We start from the raw sequence: 16,900 nt of genomic DNA, 5'->3' as shown, positions 1-16,900 counted from the left end.
TTTACCGGAACCACAAGGGAATTTGCTGGCAAAGCCTGATATGTTTGCGGCTTCGTTTTTGGGATCGTGGGGCGAATGTTGAGAACTCTGCTGTTGCTGCTACTTAGCACCGTGTTGCTGACCAGTAGCGTCTGGGCGGTGCTGGCTTTGTACTTTCAACAGGCCTGGGGAACATTGCCGCGACTGCTCTTGATGGCTGGCTGGTGTCTGGCCCTGATGGTCCTGATGGCGCTGCTGTGGAGCGGGCGTCCCTGGCTGGTGCTGCTGGTATATGGGCTGATGTTCGCAGCGCTGTTGGCTTGGTGGCATACGCTCAAACCCTCCAGCGAGCGCGATTGGGCCGATGATCTGGCGCACATCACCACCGGCGAAGTACAGGGTGACCGGCTGACGCTGCATAATGTCCGCAATTTCGACTGGCGCACGCCCGAGGACTACGACATTCGCTGGGAGAGTCGCGAATACGATCTGAGCCGACTGCACAGCGTAGACATGATTACCTCTTACTGGGGTCGCCGGGCGATTGCCCATGTGCTGGTCTCCTTCGGTTTTGATGATGGGCAGTTCGTGGTATTCAGCGTGGAGATTCGCCGTGAGCGGGGCGAGGAATTCTCCGAAATTGGCGGGTTCTTCAAGCAGTTCGAATTGAGCATCATTGCTACCGACGAGCGTGATGCGGTGCGGGTCAGGACCAATGTGCGGGATGAGGACGCCTATCTCTACAGGATCGGGCTCAACCCGCGTGATGGTCGGGCCTTGCTGTTATCGTTCGTGGACGAAGCCAACCGGCTGGCAGCCGAACCGCGCTTCTACCACAGCATCAGCCCCAACTGCACAACTCTGGTGTTTGGCATGGCGCGCAAGATTCTGCCGCACCTGCCACGCGATTATCGCTTGCTGCTGACAGGCTACCTGCCCGAGTACATTAAGCAGCTTGATGGGCTGGAGAAAGGCTATGACCTAGAGGAGCTGCGCCAGCGCGGACGCATTACCGAGCGGGCAATCCAGGCCGGCTCCGACCCGGATTTCTCCCGTTTGATTCGCCGTGGGGTGCCGGGCTGGGATCAGGCATCTGACGAGTAGGGCGTTACACCGCGCTCAGCGCGGTTTACGCACCTGATCACTCATCAGAATGCCCGCCCAGCGAGTTTGTGGTGAAGCGTCCAGGGCAAGCTTGGCGATCATGGTCAACGGGATCGACAGCAGCATGCCGACTGGGCCGAACACAAAGCCCCAGACCAGCAGTGATACCAGCACCACCAGTGGTGACAGCCCCAGCGAGCGGCCCATTAGGCGTGGCTCAAGGATATTGCCGATGATGGTGTTGATTGCCACATACATGCCCAGCACTATGATGGCCTCGGTAATGCCCAGCCCCAGCAGCGCAACCAGAACCGCCGGCACAGCGGCGATGATTGAGCCAATGGTCGGGATGAAGTTCAGCAGTCCGGCAACAATCCCCCAGAGCACAGCGAATTCCACACCGATCAGCGCAAGGCCAATGCCGACCAGTAGACCGGTGGTGGTGCTGGCGGCGGTCTTGATCAGCAGGTAGCGGTAAACCGAGCGCAGGAAACGCCGGGCTCGGACCCGGGCGCGGGGGCGATCGGGGAAGGCGGCATTGAGCTTGTCAGAAAGGGTCCGCTCTTCGAGCAGCAGGAACATGAACGCCAACAGCACCAGCAGGGTGCTGGCGGTGAATTGCCCCAGCCCGCCGGCGATACCGCGTGCAGCGCCGGTGATGGTGGCCGTGGCTGGTAGAGGCAGACTCTGGGGCAGCAGTTCCGGCGGTAGCCCGCGGTTGGCCAGCAGTTGACGCAGATCGTTCATCCAGCCAGAGAATCGCGCTTGGTACAGCGGGGCGTGGGTCGCCAGACTTTCTGCTGCATCTTTGAGTGCCAGAAACAGCAGAAAAAAGGTCAGACCTACCACAGAGAACAGGATCAGTACCGAGAGCGGGCTGGGTACCCCACGACGTTGCATCCAGGTCAGCGGTGGTGCACAGATGATGGCCAGAAAGGCGGCCAGCAGAAATGGGGTGACGATTGAACTGATGGCCTTGAGGCCGGCCAGGACAATCACCACAGCGGCGGCCCCCATTAGCCACAGCCAAGTGGTGGAAAAGGGCCTGCCTGTCTCTGCGGGGGAATTGCTCATATTGGGTCCTGTACGGGATCGTAAACTGCCGCCATGATAATGATTAATCATGGCCGACACACCACCGGAGCCCGCTCTTGCGCTATTTGCCCGCCCATTATGTAGTGATTGTCACAGTGCTGCTGTTGTGGACGTGGCTGCCGGAGCCTTGGCGCAGTGGTTTGTTTCTGCCGCTGTGGGGACTGGTCGCCTGGCTGATTTTCACCGGTTGTCTGGAGTCTTCCCGGTTGCGACGGGCGACCTGGCTGGGTCAGTACCTGCTGGAAAGCTCACCCTGGCACCGGCTGTTGCGTGGCGGCGTGTTGATGGTCGGCTGGAATCTGCTGCTGGCCATTGGGTTGGGGCTGCTGATGCTGGTCAAACTGAGCCTGTTGCCAGCCGCGCTTTGGGCTGTGTTGCTGTTGGCGATGCCGTTACTGGCCTGGCTGACGGTGTTTATGCGCCAGCGCCTGCAGGCCCATGTCAAACCGCAGGCGTTGGCGGCTCTGGGGCGGCGGCTGTTGGTGCCGGTAGCCACGGTAGCACTGATGCTGGGCTATCTGCTGCTGGCTTTGGCCCTGTCACAACCGGACATGATCGGGTTGCCCTGGGATCGGGCTATGGCTGTTAACCTGGATACCGAGCAGCGGGTGCTGATGCTCTTTGGTGTGCTTGAGCGGTTGTATCAACTGCTCGATCTGACGCTGATGTGGGCGCTACAGAACACCTTGGGTGATGTCGAAACCGGAGGCTTGCTCGCCATATTGGGCTGGAGTCTGTTGCTGTTGACCACCGCGACCTTTCTGTGGGCCTGGGTCCGGGTGCTGGTGGGTTCTGATGCGCTGCTGAACCGGCGGGAGAAGCATCATGGCTGATTTGGATTTTGCAACACGTTTGAGGTCTGGCCGCGGGCAGTGGCTGTTGCTCAGTCTGCTCGGCGTGTTGCTGGTTTTTGCGCTGTTGAGTTGGGGGCTGCGCAGCCTGAGTGCTCAACTGGCCGACAATCAGGTGTTTGCGGTACTGGTCGATGATCGTCAACTACTACTCGATGGCAAGACCCTGCGGGCTTTCAATCAGCAACTCGAGGCGCTGAGCGCCGAGCATGCCAGCAAGCTTGACCAGGATATGCAGACCTGGATCGATCTGTGGCTGGCCCAGGGGTTTGACCGCGCCGAGCAGGCCGTGCCGGCCTATCTGGACTGGTATTACTCGTTACCTGGCTCCTACACCCGACTGTATCTGGCCGTGACCGGTCAACTCGAGTCGGGCACAAGTGAGCGGCTGTACCGTTATCTGTTCGAACACAGTGGCGCGCAGCAGCACTTTGCCGAGTTCGATCAGGCCTTGACCCAGGAGTTGTCACGCCGTTTGGCAGAGCAGGGCACGGCCCTGCGCCAGCGGCTGGTCGCGAACTTTGCCGAACAGCAGGTAGTGCTGGGCGACAAGGACAAGCCGGTCAGCGTGGATATTGATCGGGCGATAAACCGGGCCTTTGGCCCAGGCGAGCGTGATGTTCAGCGCTGGCAGATCAGCGCCCAGGCTTCGGCGGTGGCTGGTGTTGGTAGCCTTGGACTGCTGGCCCGCCGGGCCTTGTTGCCGCGTCTGGCCAGTCTGCCGGCCTTGCAGAGCGCACGGCTGATTCTCAGTGGCTATGCCGCCCGGCTGGCGCCCAGACTGAGTGCTGCGATCAGCAGCGGTGGGGCGGCAGCAGTGGCTACTTCTCCGAGTGGGCCTGGGGCATTGGCAACGGGGGCGGTGGTGTTCATGACTGCGGCAGGCACCATAGTGGTCACCGACTTTGCTGTGCTCAAGGCCGAGGAAGCCATGTTGCGCGATGATCAGGAGCAGGCCTTGTATGCCGGTCTGGCCGAGCAACAGGATCTGCTGCGTGCAAAGCTCAAGGGGCAATGGCGGGCATTGCTGGATCAGGCCGCCGGGCACCGTGATGATGCCTTGGCCGCAGCCTACGACAGCGCCGAACTGGCACCGCGTTTTCACATCTTTGGTCGCCGCTGATCAGCGGCGAGCATTCTTGCGCAGCGGCTCGAGCAGGGCGTTCAGGCCGTTGTGGTCGATTTCATGCATCAGGGCCAGCAGCCGGCCAAGCTCACCCTTGGGAAAGCCAGAACGGGCAAACCAGCCCAGATAATGGCCGGGCAGGTCAGCGATCAGCCGGCCCTGATATTTGCCAAAGGGCATCTGGCGGGTGACTAGCAGGGAAAGGTCTTCGGGGTTCATTACGCTGGCCTGAATCAAGTTTGCGCTCATTATGCCTCGAATATCTTTAGCCTCGTCTATATTGCATTCATACGACGACAACGGGCGAGGCGCCAATGTCAAAGGCGATTCGATGGTACGTGCGGGCAGTGGATGCGATGAATCGGTTTATTGGCCGATGCACGATGTACCTGATATTCGTCATGATTGGTGTGCTGTTGTACTCATCGATCAGCAAGACCTTCTTCACTCCGGCACTCTGGACCATGGAAACCGCCCAGTTTCTGATGGTCGGCTATTTCCTGATTGGCGGCGCCTACTCCATGCAGCTTGGCTCCCATGTTCGGATGGACCTGCTGTATAGCCGCTGGTCACCACGTACCCGGGCAGTAATCGATGCCTTCACCATCATTCTGCTGATTGTCTATCTGTGCTTTCTGCTCTACGGCGGGATTTCCTCGTCGTACTACGCGCTGGAATACAACGAAACCAGCTTCTCGTCCTGGTCGCCGCGAATGGCGCCGATCAAGATCATCATGACCATCGGTGTGGCGCTGATGTTGTTGCAGGCGATTTCCACCTTCTTCAAGGACGTAGCCGTAGCCTGGGGGAAACCGCTCGAATGAGTTATGAAGTCATTGCCTTGCTGATGTTCAGCAGCATGATGCTGCTGCTGATTACCGGGAAACGGGTGTTTGGCGCCATTGGTTTTGTCGCGGTGGTGGCTGCCTTCTGGCTGTGGGGCGACGGTGGCTCAGAGATGGCCTTCAGCGCAGCAATGAAGCTGATGCGCTGGTATCCGCTGCTGACACTGCCGCTGTTTATCTACATGGGCTATATGCTGTCCGAGTCGGGTCTGGCTGAAGATCTGTACCGAATGTTCCATGTCTGGATGGGGCCGGTGCATGGTGGTCTGGCTATCGGCACCATTGCCTTGATGGTGGCGATCTCGGCGATGAACGGCCTGAGCGTGGCAGGTATGGCGATCGGCGCCAGTATCGCCTTGCCCGAATTGTTGCGACGCGGCTATGACAAGGTGATGGTCACCGGGGTTATCCAGGCCGGTAGTTCGCTGGGCATTCTGATCCCGCCGAGTGTGGTGCTGGTGCTCTACGGCATGATCGCCCGTCAGCCAGTCGGGCAGCTATGGCTGGCCGGGGTGTTCCCCGGGCTGATCATGGCTGGACTGTTCATTCTTTACATTGCCATTCGTTGCCGGTTGCAGCCGCATCTGGGGCCGGTGCTGGCGGAAGAGGAGCGCCGGCAGATCAGTTGGGGTGAAAAGTTTCGACTGCTGTCGGCCGGTCTTGTGCCGCTGTTTATCTTCTTCTCCATGACCGGGCTGTTTCTCATGGGCTATACCAGTCTGGTCGAAAGCTCGGCGGTGGGCGCAACCGCCGCCACCCTGGCGGCGCTGGTCAAGCGCCGGCTTAACCGCCGGGTGCTGGAAGAAACCATGCGCAAGACCCTGGCCATTACCTGCATGTTTATGTGGATCATTCTTGCCGCCTTGTGTTTTGGTGCGGTGTTCGACGGGCTTGGGGCAGTGCGGGCGATTGAGCACTTCTTTATCGAGCGGCTGGACCTGACCGCCTGGCAGGTGCTGATTCTGATGCAGCTGTCGTTCATCCTGATGGGCATGTTTCTCGACGATACCGCGATGCTGGTCATCGTCGCCCCACTGTATATACCGCTGGTCGGCGCTTTGGGGTTTGACCTGATCTGGTACGGCGTGCTGTACACCATTACCTGTCAGATTGCCTATATGACGCCACCATTCGGCTATAACTTATTCTTGATGCGAGCGATGGCGCCTCCCGAGGTGTCATTGCGTGACATTTATATGTCCATCACCCCCTTTGTGTTGGTGATGGTGATTGCTCTGGTGCTGGTGATGGTCTTCCCACAGTTGGCGCTGTGGTTGCCGCAATGGCATTACGGGCGATAGCAACAACTTGCGCGCCAGCCGAGTAGTCGGCGCTTTGCGCGAAGGCCAGGCATCGATTGGCTGTTCATGCCACGACCTCACGCACCAGGTAGCCAGCGGGCTGCCTGACCATGCGGTAGACGACATTGAGTTCGACTTTTTGGAGGTGACAGCATGAGCAGCAGACGCGAGTTTTTGAAGAAAGCGGCCATAACCGGCGGCGCAGCGGTGGGTACCGCTGCCCTCGGCAGCGCCCACATTTACGCTCAGGAACCCCGCAAGATCACCTGGCGATTGCAGACCTATGCCGGGCCAGCCCTGGCCGAGCACGTGATCAAGCCTTCTATTGATGCCTTCAACAAGGCTGCCAACGGGGAAATGGAAATCCAGCTGTATTTTGCCGATCAGTTGGTGCCGACCGGCGAGCTGTTCCGGGCTATGCAGCGCGGCACCATTGATGCGGTGCAAAGCGACGACGACTCGATTGCCGCGCCGGTGGATATTTCCGTGTTCGGTGGCTACTTCCCGTTCGCCTCGCGCTACAGCCTGGACATTCCGGTACTGTTCGAACAATACGGTTTGAATGAAATCTGGGCCGAGGCTTATGGCGAGGTTCGCGGCGTGACCTGGCTCGGCGCGGGAGCTTGGGACCCGTGCAACTTCGCCACTGTGCAGCCGATTCACAAGCTCGATGACCTTAAGGGCAAGCGGATCTTTACCTTCCCGACTGCCGGGCGGTTCCTGTCACGCTTCGGCGTGGTGCCGGTCACCGTACCCTGGGAGGATGTGGAAGTGGCGGTGCAGACTGGTGAGCTCGATGGCATTGCCTGGTCGGGTATTACCGAAGACTACACGGTGGGTTGGGCCGATGTGACCAACTACTTCCTGACTAACAACATCTCCGGCGCCTGGTGCGGCTCCTACTTTGCCAACGAAGACAAGTGGAATGCAGTACCCGAGCACCTCAAAACCCTGTTCAAGCTGTGCATCGACAGCTCCAACTATTACCGTCAGCACTGGTATTGGGGCGGAGAGGCACAGTTGCGGGTGGAAGGCACCAAGATGCAGTTGACCACCATTCCTGATGCAGAGTGGGCCACGGTCGAGGCAGAGGCCCTGAAATTCTGGGACGAAATCGCCAAGACCAGCCCGCGTTGTGCCCGGGTGGTGGATATTTTCAAGAAATACAACGCACTGATGGCCAAGGCCGGTACGCCGTATCGCTGCGCCTGAGTCAGCTCCTTCGCGGCCGCAGGCCGCTCCTGCCAAGCGGGCATTCAAGGCAGGAGCGCTCTGCGAGCGCGAAGGGCGGAACGACAACAAGACGGGGGCTTATCATGCTCAGACCGCGTGAAATCAAGACCGTGGAGCAGGCCAGGCAGATCGTTGAAGAACGTGGACTCAACCACGTCAAGGTGGGGCTTTTCGACAACGACGGGGTACTGCGTGGCAAATACATGAGCCGGGAGAAGTTCTTCTCCTCGCTGGACAAGGGTTTTGCCTTCTGCGATGTGGTACTGGGCTGGGACGTCAAGGACCAGCTCTACGACAATGCCACCTACACCGGCTGGCATACCGGTTACCCGGATGCACCAGTGCGTATCTTGCCAGACAGTTGTCGGGATATCCCGTTCGAGGACGGCATGCTGCTGTTTCTGGCTGAATTCGATCAACAGGCCGAGGCCATCTGTCCGCGGGCGACTCTACGCCGGGTGGTTGAACGCTGCCGCTCATTGGGCCTTGAGCCCTTTGCCGCACTGGAATACGAATTTTTCATGTTCGATGAAACCCCGGACTCGGCCCGGGCCAAGGGGTTTCGTGACCTGAAGCCATTTACCCCGGACTGGTTCGGCTACTCGATGCTGCGCAACTCGGTGCATGCCGAGCTCTACCATCAGATTCTGGATATGGGCCAGCGCATGGACTTTCCGCTGGAAGGCCTGCACACCGAAACCGGACCCGGCGTGCTGGAGGCGGCGATTGCCGTTGACGGGGCCGAAGCCGCCGCAGACAAGGCCGCGCTGTTCAAGACCTTCATGAAAGTGTTGGCCCAGCGCAATGGGCTGATGGCGACCTTTATGGCCAAGTGGTCGGGCAAATACCCCGGGCAGAGCGGGCACATGCATGTTTCGCTGCGTGACAGCGCAACCGGCAAGTCGGCTTTTTATGACCCCGATCAGCCCCATGGCATGAGCCCGCTACAGCGCCATTTTCTGGCTGGCCAGCAACGCCTGATGCCGGAGTTTTTGTGCATGGTCGCGCCGACGCTGAACAGCTACCGACGGCTGATTCCCGGATTCTGGGCTCCCACCGATGCCACCTGGGGGGTAGAGAACCGGACCGCCGCTCTGCGGGTGATTCCCGGTTCGGACAAGTCGCAGCGCCAGGAGTACCGGCTCGGCGCCGCTGATGCCAACCCCTATCTGGCGCTGGCGGTGGCGATTGGCTCCGGGCTGTATGGCGTGATGCAGCAGTGGGAGCCCACCGCAGCTGTGACCGGTAATGCCTACGATATGACCCATCCGCCCGAGCTGGCGTTGCCGCGCACGCTGTGGGATGCCGCCCAGCGCTTGAAAGCCTCGCAGGCGGCGCGGGAAATGTTCGGCGATGCCTTTGTCGAACACTATGCAGCTAGCCGCGAATGGGAAGAACGTGAATACCGCCGGCATGTCAGCGACTGGGAGCTGGATCGCTACTTCGAAATTATCTGAGGTGACGCATGAGCAAGCGCTTGCAGACCTTTTCGCCGATTGACGGCTCGCTTTATCTAGAGCGTGATCTGGCTACGCAGGAGCAGATTCAGCGGGTGCTGGACAGCGCAGTGTATGCCCAGCAGCGCTGGAAACAGACGCCGCTGGCCGAGCGGGTTGCGTTGGGGCGCCGGGCGATTGAAGCCTTCGCCGCCCGCGAGGCGCAACTGGCCGAGGAGTTGTGCTGGATGATGGGCCGGCCGATTCGTTATGCGCCTGGTGAAGTGCGGGGTTTTGTCGAACGTGCCAGTTACATGGCCGATATCGCCGAGCAGGCGCTGGCCGATATCCGCCTGCCGGACAAGCCCGGCTTTAGCCGTTTCATTCGCCGCGAGCCGCTCGGGGTATCGCTGGTGATTGCGCCTTGGAACTATCCCTACCTTACGGCAGTGAACGCGGTGATGCCGGCCTTGCTGGCTGGCAACGCAGTATTGCTCAAGCATTCGGCCCAGACCCCGCTGTGCTCAGAACGTATGGTCGAGGCATTTCGCGAGGCCGGGCTACCTGAGGGTGTGTTCCAGTTTTTGCACCTTAGCCATGCTGATACCGAACAGCTGATTCAGGCCGAGCCGGTACGTCATGTGGCCTTCACCGGCTCGGTGGCCGGTGGCGCCATGGTCGAGAAGGCGGCTGCCGGGCGCTTCATCGCCACCGGCCTGGAGCTTGGCGGCAAGGACCCGGCCTATGTGCGGGCCGATGCCGACCTGGCCCATGCAGTGGAAACCTGTGTGGATGGGGCGTTCTTCAATTCCGGACAGTCCTGCTGCGCAATTGAGCGCATCTATGTCCATGACTACTTGTACGATGACTTTGTCGAGCAGGCGGTGGCGTTGGTCAAGACTTACCGGCTGGGCCGCTCGGATGATCCGGCAACGACCCTGGGGCCGGTGGTTCGGCCCGAGGCGGCGGCCTTCATTCGTGCTCAGGTGGCCGAAGCCGTGGGGCAGGGTGCCAGTGCGTTGATCGACCCTGACAGCTTCAAGCTGGACAAGCCCGGAACCTGCTATCTGGCCCCGCAGATACTGACCGGCGTTAATCATGGCATGCGAGTGATGACTGAGGAAACCTTTGGCCCAGTCGTAGGGATTCAGCGGGTCAGCAATGATGATGAGGCCCTGGCCCTGATGAACGACAGCGAGTTCGGCCTGACCGCGGCGATCTTCAGCCAGAATGAGCCGGCCGCCCTGGCGCTGGCAGAGCGTATCGACGCCGGCACGGTGTTTCTCAATCGCTGTGACTATCTGGACCCGGCCCTGGCCTGGACCGGTGTCAAGAACTCAGGGCGTGGCTGCACGTTGTCGAGCATTGGCTATGAACATCTGACCCGTCCCAAGTCCTTCCATTTCAAAACCCTGTTGTGAGGTCATCATGGACCAGTACCGTATGAACTGGAATTATCCGACCTTGATCCGGGTGGGCGCCGGGCGGATTGCCGAGTTGCCCACGGCTTGTCAGCAGCTCGGGATGAGCGCACCGTTGCTGGTCACCGATCCTGGTCTGGCCGGACTGCCGATGGTCGAGCAGGCGCTGCAGTATTGCCGTGACCAGGGGCTCAAGGTGGGGTTGTTTTCCGCAATCAAGGGCAATCCGACCGGAGCCAATGTGGATGCTGGGGTTGCGGCCTTCAAGGCGGGAATCCATGACGGAGTGATCGCCTTCGGTGGCGGCTCGGCGCTGGATGCCGGCAAGGCGATTGCGCTGATGGTCGGTCAAAGTCGGCCGTTATGGGATTTCGAGGATGTGGGTGACAACTATCTGCGGGTCAATGTGGCGGGTATGGCGCCGGTGGTTGCGGTGCCGACGACAGCCGGCACAGGCTCTGAGGTTGGTCGCGCCTCGGTGATTACCGATGAGCAGGCTCGGGTCAAACGCATTATTTTCCACGCCAGAATGCTGCCGGCACTGGTGATCCTGGATCCTGAACTGACCGTTGGCCTGCCGCCCAAAATTACCGCTGCCACCGGTATGGATGCGTTGTCGCACAGTCTGGAGGCCTTCTGCTCGCCGGTGTATCACCCCATGGCTGAGGGTATTGCGCTGGAGGGGATGCGTCTGGTCAAGGACTACCTGCCACGGGCAACGGCTCAGGGCAACGATCTGGAGGCCCGTTTGCAAATGCTGGTCGCCTCAAGCATGGGCGCTACGGCATTTCAGCGTGGGCTCGGCGCCATGCATGCACTGGCCCACCCGCTTGGCGCGCTCTATGATGCCCATCATGGGTTGCTCAATGCAGTATTGATGCCCTATGTGCTGATGGCCAACCGCGCTGTTATCAATGCGCCGATGGAGCGTTTGGGGCGCTATCTGGGCCTGGCGCAGCCGGGCTTTGGCGCGGTGCTGGACTGGGTGCTCGATTTGCGCGCTACGGTCGGCATTCCGATGACGTTAGCCGAGATCGGCATCGATGACGCTCAGCTTGAGCGGGTTGGTCAGATGGCTGAGGTCGATCCCTCGGCTGGGACCAACCCTGTGCCCTTTACTGCGCAGCAGTACTCGCAGTTGTTGCTCAAGGCTCTGAATGGAGAGTTGTGAAATGAAGATTGGCTTGCTGCAGTGTGACGATGTCATGCCCGAGTTGCAGCCGGCGCACGGCAATTATCCGGAGATGTTTCGAACTCTGTTGCTGGAGCAGGTGCCAGATGCGCACATACGGGTTTACCGCGCACTGGATGGTGAACTGCCCGGTCAACCCGGTGAATGCGACGGCTACCTGACTACCGGCAGCAAGTATGGCGTCAATGATGGGCTGGACTGGATCGAGGATCTACAGGCGTTCATCGTTGAACTGTGGGAGCAGGGCGTGCCGCTGGTGGGCGTATGTTTCGGCCATCAACTCATGGCCAAGGCACTGGGCGGCGAGGTGCGTCAATCGGAGAAAGGTTGGGGAGTGGGTATGTCGTTCAATCAGGTGGTTGAGCGCAAGCCTTGGATGGAGCCCTGGCAGGATAAGCTCGATCTGATCGTCAGCCATCAGGACCAGGTAGTACGTTTGCCTCCGCAGGCGGAAATTCTTGCCAGCAGCGATTTTTGCCCTTACTACCTGGTGCAGTACCAGCAACATTTCATGAGTGTTCAGGGCCACCCGGAATTCTGCAAGGCCTACTCGCGTGATCTGATGGATCGGCGTAAGGGCGTGATTGCCGATGCGCGTCTGCGTGAGGGGCAGGCCTCGTTGAGCGCCGAAGTCGACGATCGGCTGATGATGCGCTGGATCGTCAACTTTCTGCGTCAGTCGCGTGGCTCCTGAATATCGCCGGTGAACAGCATTTCCAGACGCAGGGTAAAGGCCCAGCGCGGGTCGAAGTTCGAGTCCCGGGGGAAGTGCAGTTCAGGTATTACATCCATGAACAGAATGTCCTTGTGCAGACTGCGGCGATATTGAGTCAGCAGGTAGTAGTTGTTGATCCGCGGGTTTGAACTGCTGTTGCCGACCATCACACCTGCGTAGCGGATGGCGCTGCGCCTGCTCAGGCGGCGGTTCAGCTCAATGGTCTCTGAGAACTCCAGAGTGTCGACATCTTCCTGCCACTGAAAGTTGGTGATGAATCTGAGGTGGCGTACTTCATCCAGTGGCCGGCCGAAGTCCCAGCGGCTTCGAGCCGAATAGCCATCGCTGTCGAACCAGGACAGGCGGTTGTAGGACTCCAGTTGCCAGGGGCCGTCACCTACATCCCACAGACGCTCGGTGGTCATGCGTACATAGGGATCCAGTGGAAAACGCAGCTTGACCCCGGCACCGAACTTGGTGGCCCAGTTCTGGGTCTTGTCGCGACTGCTCAGGCGGTCAAGACCGACGACCGAATTGCGCCGGTCGGTCTGATCCTGGCGCAGGCTCTGTGAGCCTTGTTGCTCAAGCGTGCCCTGGGTTTCTTCCGGATCAGAATCAATGACCAGACGCAGGCGCTCTTTGGTGGTGGGCAGGTCGAGTCGGAAACGCAGGCTGGTGTCGGTGTCGAAATCCTCGGTCTCTCGCCACTCGAATTCCTGGCTCAGACGCAGGTAGGACTGGTTTTTGACTCGCAGGCTGTCATCGGTACCAAAGAAGCCATCCAGTCCGCGTGATGTGCTGCTGACCCAGCGCGATACCCGGCTGTGGACGGGGGTTATCTTGTCAACCATCCACTCGGGAAGGTCCGAGTCTGACTCTTCCTCGGCATGGGCCTGCATGGCAACTGCTACTACGATCAACGCCAAGATCTTTTTCATTTTGGTGATCTCCCGGCCTGACTGAAGTATAGCTGGCAACACGCCAGCCATCCGGGGAACAAACACGCAAATTTATTTTTATCGGTTGTTGAACCACATCTCGATTGCTTGACGGGTTAACTCGTCGCGTTGCTGTGGGCGGGGCTGCCAGTTGCGCCAGGCCTGGGTAGCATGGGTGAGAAACTCGAACAGCGGCAGGTGCTGGCGTAGTACCCGGCGTTTGCGGTGGTTGATCACCGGATTGAAGTAACCGAAATAATCGAGCATCTGCCTGGGGTTCTTGCGGACCCAGAGCCAAGAGCCCATTTCCAGGGTAAAGGGCAGGTAGAGGTTGTCCGGATGCTGTTCAAGTGATTCGTCGTAGAGATAATCCCAGAGATCGCCATGAGTGGTGTAGTTGATCGACTGCGGCTCGATGATATACGGGTGGTGGTGGGGGTAGGTGCGCTCAAACAACAGCTTCAGGGCGTAGACCTCGGCAATATGCTGGATTGGTCGGTGACTGCGCGCATAGCTGCACCAGAGCCGGTCACGGCGACCGAAGCCGCTGTGGCAGTCGATACTGATGGCGAAGGGCGCGCTGAGCAGGCGTTCGCGCACGGTATCGACCAGTGCCTGAGCCTCGGCCTCCAGCGGGGCGTTGCGCCTGCCCCGGTACCAGGGCAGGCGCCGGCTGATGCGATGACCGCCGACCAGCCAGGGCACCGGCCCCATGGCGTCGATTGGTGCATTGCGCATCAGGTCGACACCATTGAGGTTGCTGCGTCGGTGATGCCATATCCCTCCGGGGTTGATCATCGGCATGAACACCAGACGCACGCGCTCAAGCTGGCGTCCCAGGTGATCATCCCAGTCCAGGCGGTGAACCAGGCTGTGCAACCATGACAACAGCACCTGTGTGCCGATTCGCTCGACCCCATGCACTCCCCCGAAAAAACCGATGACCGGAGCCTGGGGTGAGCGGCTGCCAAGCTCGATCACTCGAATGGGGATGATGATGCCCTGAATATCGACCTGATGAGCCGTGCTGATACGCAGGTGGCGAGCGCCTTTGTCCAGGAGGCGGTCAAGCTGGATCTGTTCGGGAAGGTGGCGCTGTATCTGGTGTAGCGTTTCGGCCATGGCGGCAGTTCGTAACGAGACTGCCGCCAGCTTGTCATATCAGCGTTGCAACGGTGTGACAGACCCTAGCGCCAAATATCGGTATTGATCTTTTCCTTCAGCTCGGGGTAGTCCGCCGCCTTGAACTTGGGTATTTCGCCATTCTTGCGCTGTGCCATGTAGTCCTGGGTCAGTTTCACCACGGTGCCAGACAGTAGCACAATGGCAATCAGGTTGATGGTGGCCATCAGCCCCATCGAAGCGTCGGCGGCATCGAATACCGTGGTAACCGCTTGATAGGCACCCCAGATCACCATGCTCAGTGTGCCCAGTCGCAGTATGGTCATCCCCAGAGTGTTGCCCACGCCAAGGTATATCAGGGCGTTCTCAGCGTAGGAGTAATTGGCGACGATCGAGGTAAAGGCAAAGAACAGAATGGCAAAGGCGATGAAATAGGTGCCGGCTGCGCCAATATGCTCGTGCAGAGCCTGCTGGGTAAGTTGGGTGCCTGTCACTCCTGAACCGGGCTCCAGCGCACCGGACAGCAGGATCATGATAGCGGTGGCGGTACAGATCACGATGGTGTCGATAAAAACCCCCATGGCCTGGACGAATCCCTGAGAGGAGGGGTGATGTGGCGCCGGGGTGGCGGTCGCGGCAACGTTCGGAGCCGAGCCCATGCCGGCCTCATTGGAAAACAGGCCGCGCTTGATGCCATTGAGCATGGCGGCAGTTACCGACCCTGCGACTCCACCAGCCGCTTCTTCAAGCCCGAAGGCGCTTTTGATGATGGTGGCCAGCACCCCGGGCACTTCGGTGATGTTCAGCACCAGGACCACCAGGGCGACCAGCACATAAGCGGTAGCCATGAAGGGGACGACCAGTTCGGCGAAGCGGGCAATCGAGCGTAAACCGCCAAAGATCACCAGGCCGGCGAGTATGGCAATCACGACCCCTACCCACAGTTTGGGCAAGCCAAAGGCGCCCTGCATGGCGTCGGCAATCGAGTTGGCCTGGACCGCATTGAACACCAGCCCGAAGGAAATGATCAGGCAGATGGCAAAGATGCTGCCAGCCCAAGGTGCCTTGAGGCCCTTGGAAATATAGAACGCCGGACCGCCACGGTATTGGCCCTTGGCATCGCGAACCTTGTAAAGCTGGGCCAGGGTGCTTTCTGAGTAGGCGGTGGCCATGCCGACCAGCGCTACCATCCACATCCAGAATATTGCCCCGGCGCCGCCCAGGTAGAGTGCGACTGCCACCCCGGCCAGGTTGCCGGTACCAATGCGCGAGGCCAGGCTGGTACACAGAGCCTGAAAAGGTGATATCCCTGAAGCATCGCTTTGCCGGGCATGGAGAATGGAGCGCACCATTTCGCCGAAGTAGCGAAACTGCAGCAGTCCAAGCCGGAAGGTGAAGAAGATGCCAACCCCAAGCAATCCGTAGATCAGCACATAGCCCCAGAACAGGGTGTTGAGCGTATCGATAATCCATGTCATGGCGAACAGGCCCCCAGGAGATCATTGGGATTCTGATACGGCTTATTTCAGAATGTTTCCTAAACTTTAGCTGCAATACGCGCAGACGCCAGCGTGAGGCTGAGAGGGGAGTATGGCAGCAGAGCCGCCCTGGGTTGGCGGATATGACCTAATGACTTGAGTGAATAGCGGAGTATGATCACGAGATAACAACCAGAGAGTCCTGCCCCCATGGAAAAGGAATCCGCAGTACCCCGCCTCACGCCCGCTCGGCTTGATATCCGTCCCCGCCGACTGGATCCCGGTTTGCCCGATCCGCTGCCCCGTTACTGGCTGGATGGCGACCCGTTCAAGACGCACTTCTTCAATGCTATGTCGGTGCTGTTTCCGGATGGTGAGCGCTATTTCATCGACTCTGTCCGCCTGTTCCGGGATCAGATCAATGATCCGCAGTTGCAAGAGCAGATCCGCGGGTTTATCGGTCAGGAAGGCCACCACAGCCGCGAGCATATCAACTACAACCAACGCCTGCGTCAGCTGGGCTACGATATTGACGCTCTGGAATTGCCAGTCAAACGGCGCATTCGCTTCGTGGAAAAGAACTTCTCGCCTGAGCGGCAGTTGGCTGGCACTGTGGCCATGGAACACTTTACGGCGATCATGGCCGATGCGGTGCTGCGCGAGCCGCGCTGGATGCAGGGCGCAACCCCGGAAATGCTGCGTTTGTGGCGCTGGCATGCATTGGAGGAAACCGAGCACAAGGCGGTGGCCTTTGATGTCTACATGCAGGTCTGTGGTGACCGCAAACTACTGCGCAAGGCTATGCGCCAGGCGACCTTTTTCTTTCTCAAGGATGTGACCCGGGGGATGTGGCATATGTTGCGCCGCGATGGCCTGCTGTTGCGTCCTGGCATGTGGTGGCGCGGTATGCGCTGGCTATGGGGGCGTAATGGCTTTTTCACCGGGTTGCTTGGGGCGTATCGCGATTTTTACCGCGAGAACTTTCATCCTTGGCAACACGACAACATGGATCTGCTTGAGCAAACTGCAACAGAGTATTCTGCAAACCTGATCCGCTAAAGCGT

At 59.5% G+C, this 16,900-nt stretch carries 16 protein-coding genes; 11 read left to right on the top strand and 5 right to left on the bottom strand.

Features of this window, described 5'->3' with window-relative positions:
• Nucleotides 1–75 precede the first annotated feature (75 nt).
• Nucleotides 76–1,083, top strand: a complete 1,008-nt coding sequence (locus tag C2846_RS08245; RefSeq protein WP_119701211.1) for an Lnb N-terminal periplasmic domain-containing protein — start codon at nt 76–78, stop codon at nt 1,081–1,083.
• Nucleotides 1,084–1,098: 15 nt separating this feature from the next.
• Here the strand turns inward: C2846_RS08245 and C2846_RS08240 are convergent, their stop codons facing one another.
• Nucleotides 1,099–2,157, bottom strand: a complete 1,059-nt coding sequence (locus C2846_RS08240) for an AI-2E family transporter (protein ID WP_080050748.1) — start codon at nt 2,155–2,157, stop codon at nt 1,099–1,101.
• A gap of 77 nt (nt 2,158–2,234) precedes the next feature.
• Here C2846_RS08240 and C2846_RS08235 point away from each other — a divergent pair, with 77 nt between their 5' ends.
• Together C2846_RS08235 and C2846_RS08230 are read left to right on the top strand one after the other, a co-directional pair.
• Nucleotides 2,235–3,011, top strand: coding sequence for a hypothetical protein (locus C2846_RS08235; protein WP_119701210.1), 777 nt, complete (start codon nt 2,235–2,237; stop codon nt 3,009–3,011).
• Complete coding sequence (locus tag C2846_RS08230; protein ID WP_119701209.1) at nt 3,004–4,152, top strand: hypothetical protein; 1,149 nt, start codon at nt 3,004–3,006, stop codon at nt 4,150–4,152. The genes C2846_RS08235 and C2846_RS08230 overlap by 8 nt, the downstream gene beginning before the upstream one ends.
• Here C2846_RS08230 and C2846_RS08225 read toward each other — a convergent pair whose 3' ends face one another.
• Entirely contained in the window at nt 4,153–4,374 is a 222-nt protein-coding gene (locus C2846_RS08225; protein WP_080051742.1) for a DUF3820 family protein, read from the bottom strand.
• 95 nt (nt 4,375–4,469) lie between these two features.
• Here C2846_RS08225 and C2846_RS08220 point away from each other — a divergent pair, with 95 nt between their 5' ends.
• The 7 genes from C2846_RS08220 to C2846_RS08190 all read left to right on the top strand — a co-directional run bounded on the left by C2846_RS08220 (nt 4,470) and on the right by C2846_RS08190 (nt 12,277).
• Nucleotides 4,470–4,979, top strand: coding sequence for a TRAP transporter small permease subunit (locus C2846_RS08220; RefSeq protein ID WP_165443795.1), 510 nt, complete (start codon nt 4,470–4,472; stop codon nt 4,977–4,979).
• Nucleotides 4,976–6,301 carry a TRAP transporter large permease gene (locus C2846_RS08215; RefSeq protein WP_119701207.1) on the top strand — a complete coding sequence of 442 codons (1,326 nt, stop codon included), beginning with the start codon at nt 4,976–4,978 and terminating at the stop codon, nt 6,299–6,301. The genes C2846_RS08220 and C2846_RS08215 overlap by 4 nt, the downstream gene beginning before the upstream one ends.
• Before the next feature lie 153 nt (nt 6,302–6,454).
• On the top strand, nt 6,455–7,513 hold the full coding sequence (locus C2846_RS08210; protein WP_080050743.1) for a TRAP transporter substrate-binding protein: 1,059 nt from the start codon (nt 6,455–6,457) through the stop codon (nt 7,511–7,513).
• Between the two features lie 104 nt (nt 7,514–7,617).
• A complete protein-coding gene (locus C2846_RS08205) occupies nt 7,618–8,991 on the top strand; it encodes a glutamine synthetase family protein (protein WP_080050742.1) in 1,374 nt (457 codons plus the stop codon).
• 8 nt (nt 8,992–8,999) lie between these two features.
• Nucleotides 9,000–10,391 carry an aldehyde dehydrogenase family protein gene (locus C2846_RS08200; protein ID WP_119701206.1) on the top strand — a complete coding sequence of 464 codons (1,392 nt, stop codon included), beginning with the start codon at nt 9,000–9,002 and terminating at the stop codon, nt 10,389–10,391.
• A gap of 7 nt (nt 10,392–10,398) precedes the next feature.
• Nucleotides 10,399–11,562, top strand: a complete 1,164-nt coding sequence (locus tag C2846_RS08195; RefSeq protein ID WP_080050740.1) for an iron-containing alcohol dehydrogenase — start codon at nt 10,399–10,401, stop codon at nt 11,560–11,562.
• 1 nt (nt 11,563) lies between these two features.
• Nucleotides 11,564–12,277 (top strand): glutamine amidotransferase-related protein, encoded by a 714-nt coding sequence (locus tag C2846_RS08190; RefSeq protein ID WP_080050739.1) that lies wholly within the window; start codon nt 11,564–11,566, stop codon nt 12,275–12,277.
• Here the strand turns inward: C2846_RS08190 and C2846_RS08185 are convergent.
• The 3 genes from C2846_RS08185 to C2846_RS08175 form a co-directional block, all read right to left on the bottom strand.
• Nucleotides 12,259–13,236 carry a hypothetical protein gene (locus C2846_RS08185; protein ID WP_119701205.1) on the bottom strand — a complete coding sequence of 326 codons (978 nt, stop codon included), beginning with the start codon at nt 13,234–13,236 and terminating at the stop codon, nt 12,259–12,261. The genes C2846_RS08190 and C2846_RS08185 overlap by 19 nt on opposite strands.
• 78 nt (nt 13,237–13,314) lie before the next feature.
• The gene (locus C2846_RS08180; protein ID WP_119701204.1) at nt 13,315–14,358 is read right to left on the bottom strand and encodes a M14 family zinc carboxypeptidase; all 1,044 of its coding nucleotides are present in this window, start codon (nt 14,356–14,358) and stop codon (nt 13,315–13,317) included.
• 65 nt (nt 14,359–14,423) lie between these two features.
• On the bottom strand, nt 14,424–15,836 hold the full coding sequence (locus tag C2846_RS08175; RefSeq protein ID WP_119701203.1) for an alanine/glycine:cation symporter family protein: 1,413 nt from the start codon (nt 15,834–15,836) through the stop codon (nt 14,424–14,426).
• A 210-nt stretch (nt 15,837–16,046) separates the two neighbouring features.
• On the opposite strand from C2846_RS08175, the gene C2846_RS08170 reads away from it, so the two are divergent.
• Nucleotides 16,047–16,895: a metal-dependent hydrolase gene (locus C2846_RS08170; RefSeq protein ID WP_119701202.1), complete on the top strand. Its 849-nt coding sequence runs from the start codon at nt 16,047–16,049 to the stop codon at nt 16,893–16,895.
• The last annotated feature ends 5 nt before the right edge of the window (nt 16,896–16,900 follow it).

The organism is Pseudomonas jilinensis, from assembly GCF_003586265.1.
GTDB classification, from domain to species: domain Bacteria; phylum Pseudomonadota; class Gammaproteobacteria; order Pseudomonadales; family Pseudomonadaceae; genus Halopseudomonas; species Halopseudomonas phragmitis.
The sequence above is the reverse complement of the archived record's forward strand: the minus strand, read 5'-3'. Positions and strand labels throughout refer to the sequence as shown.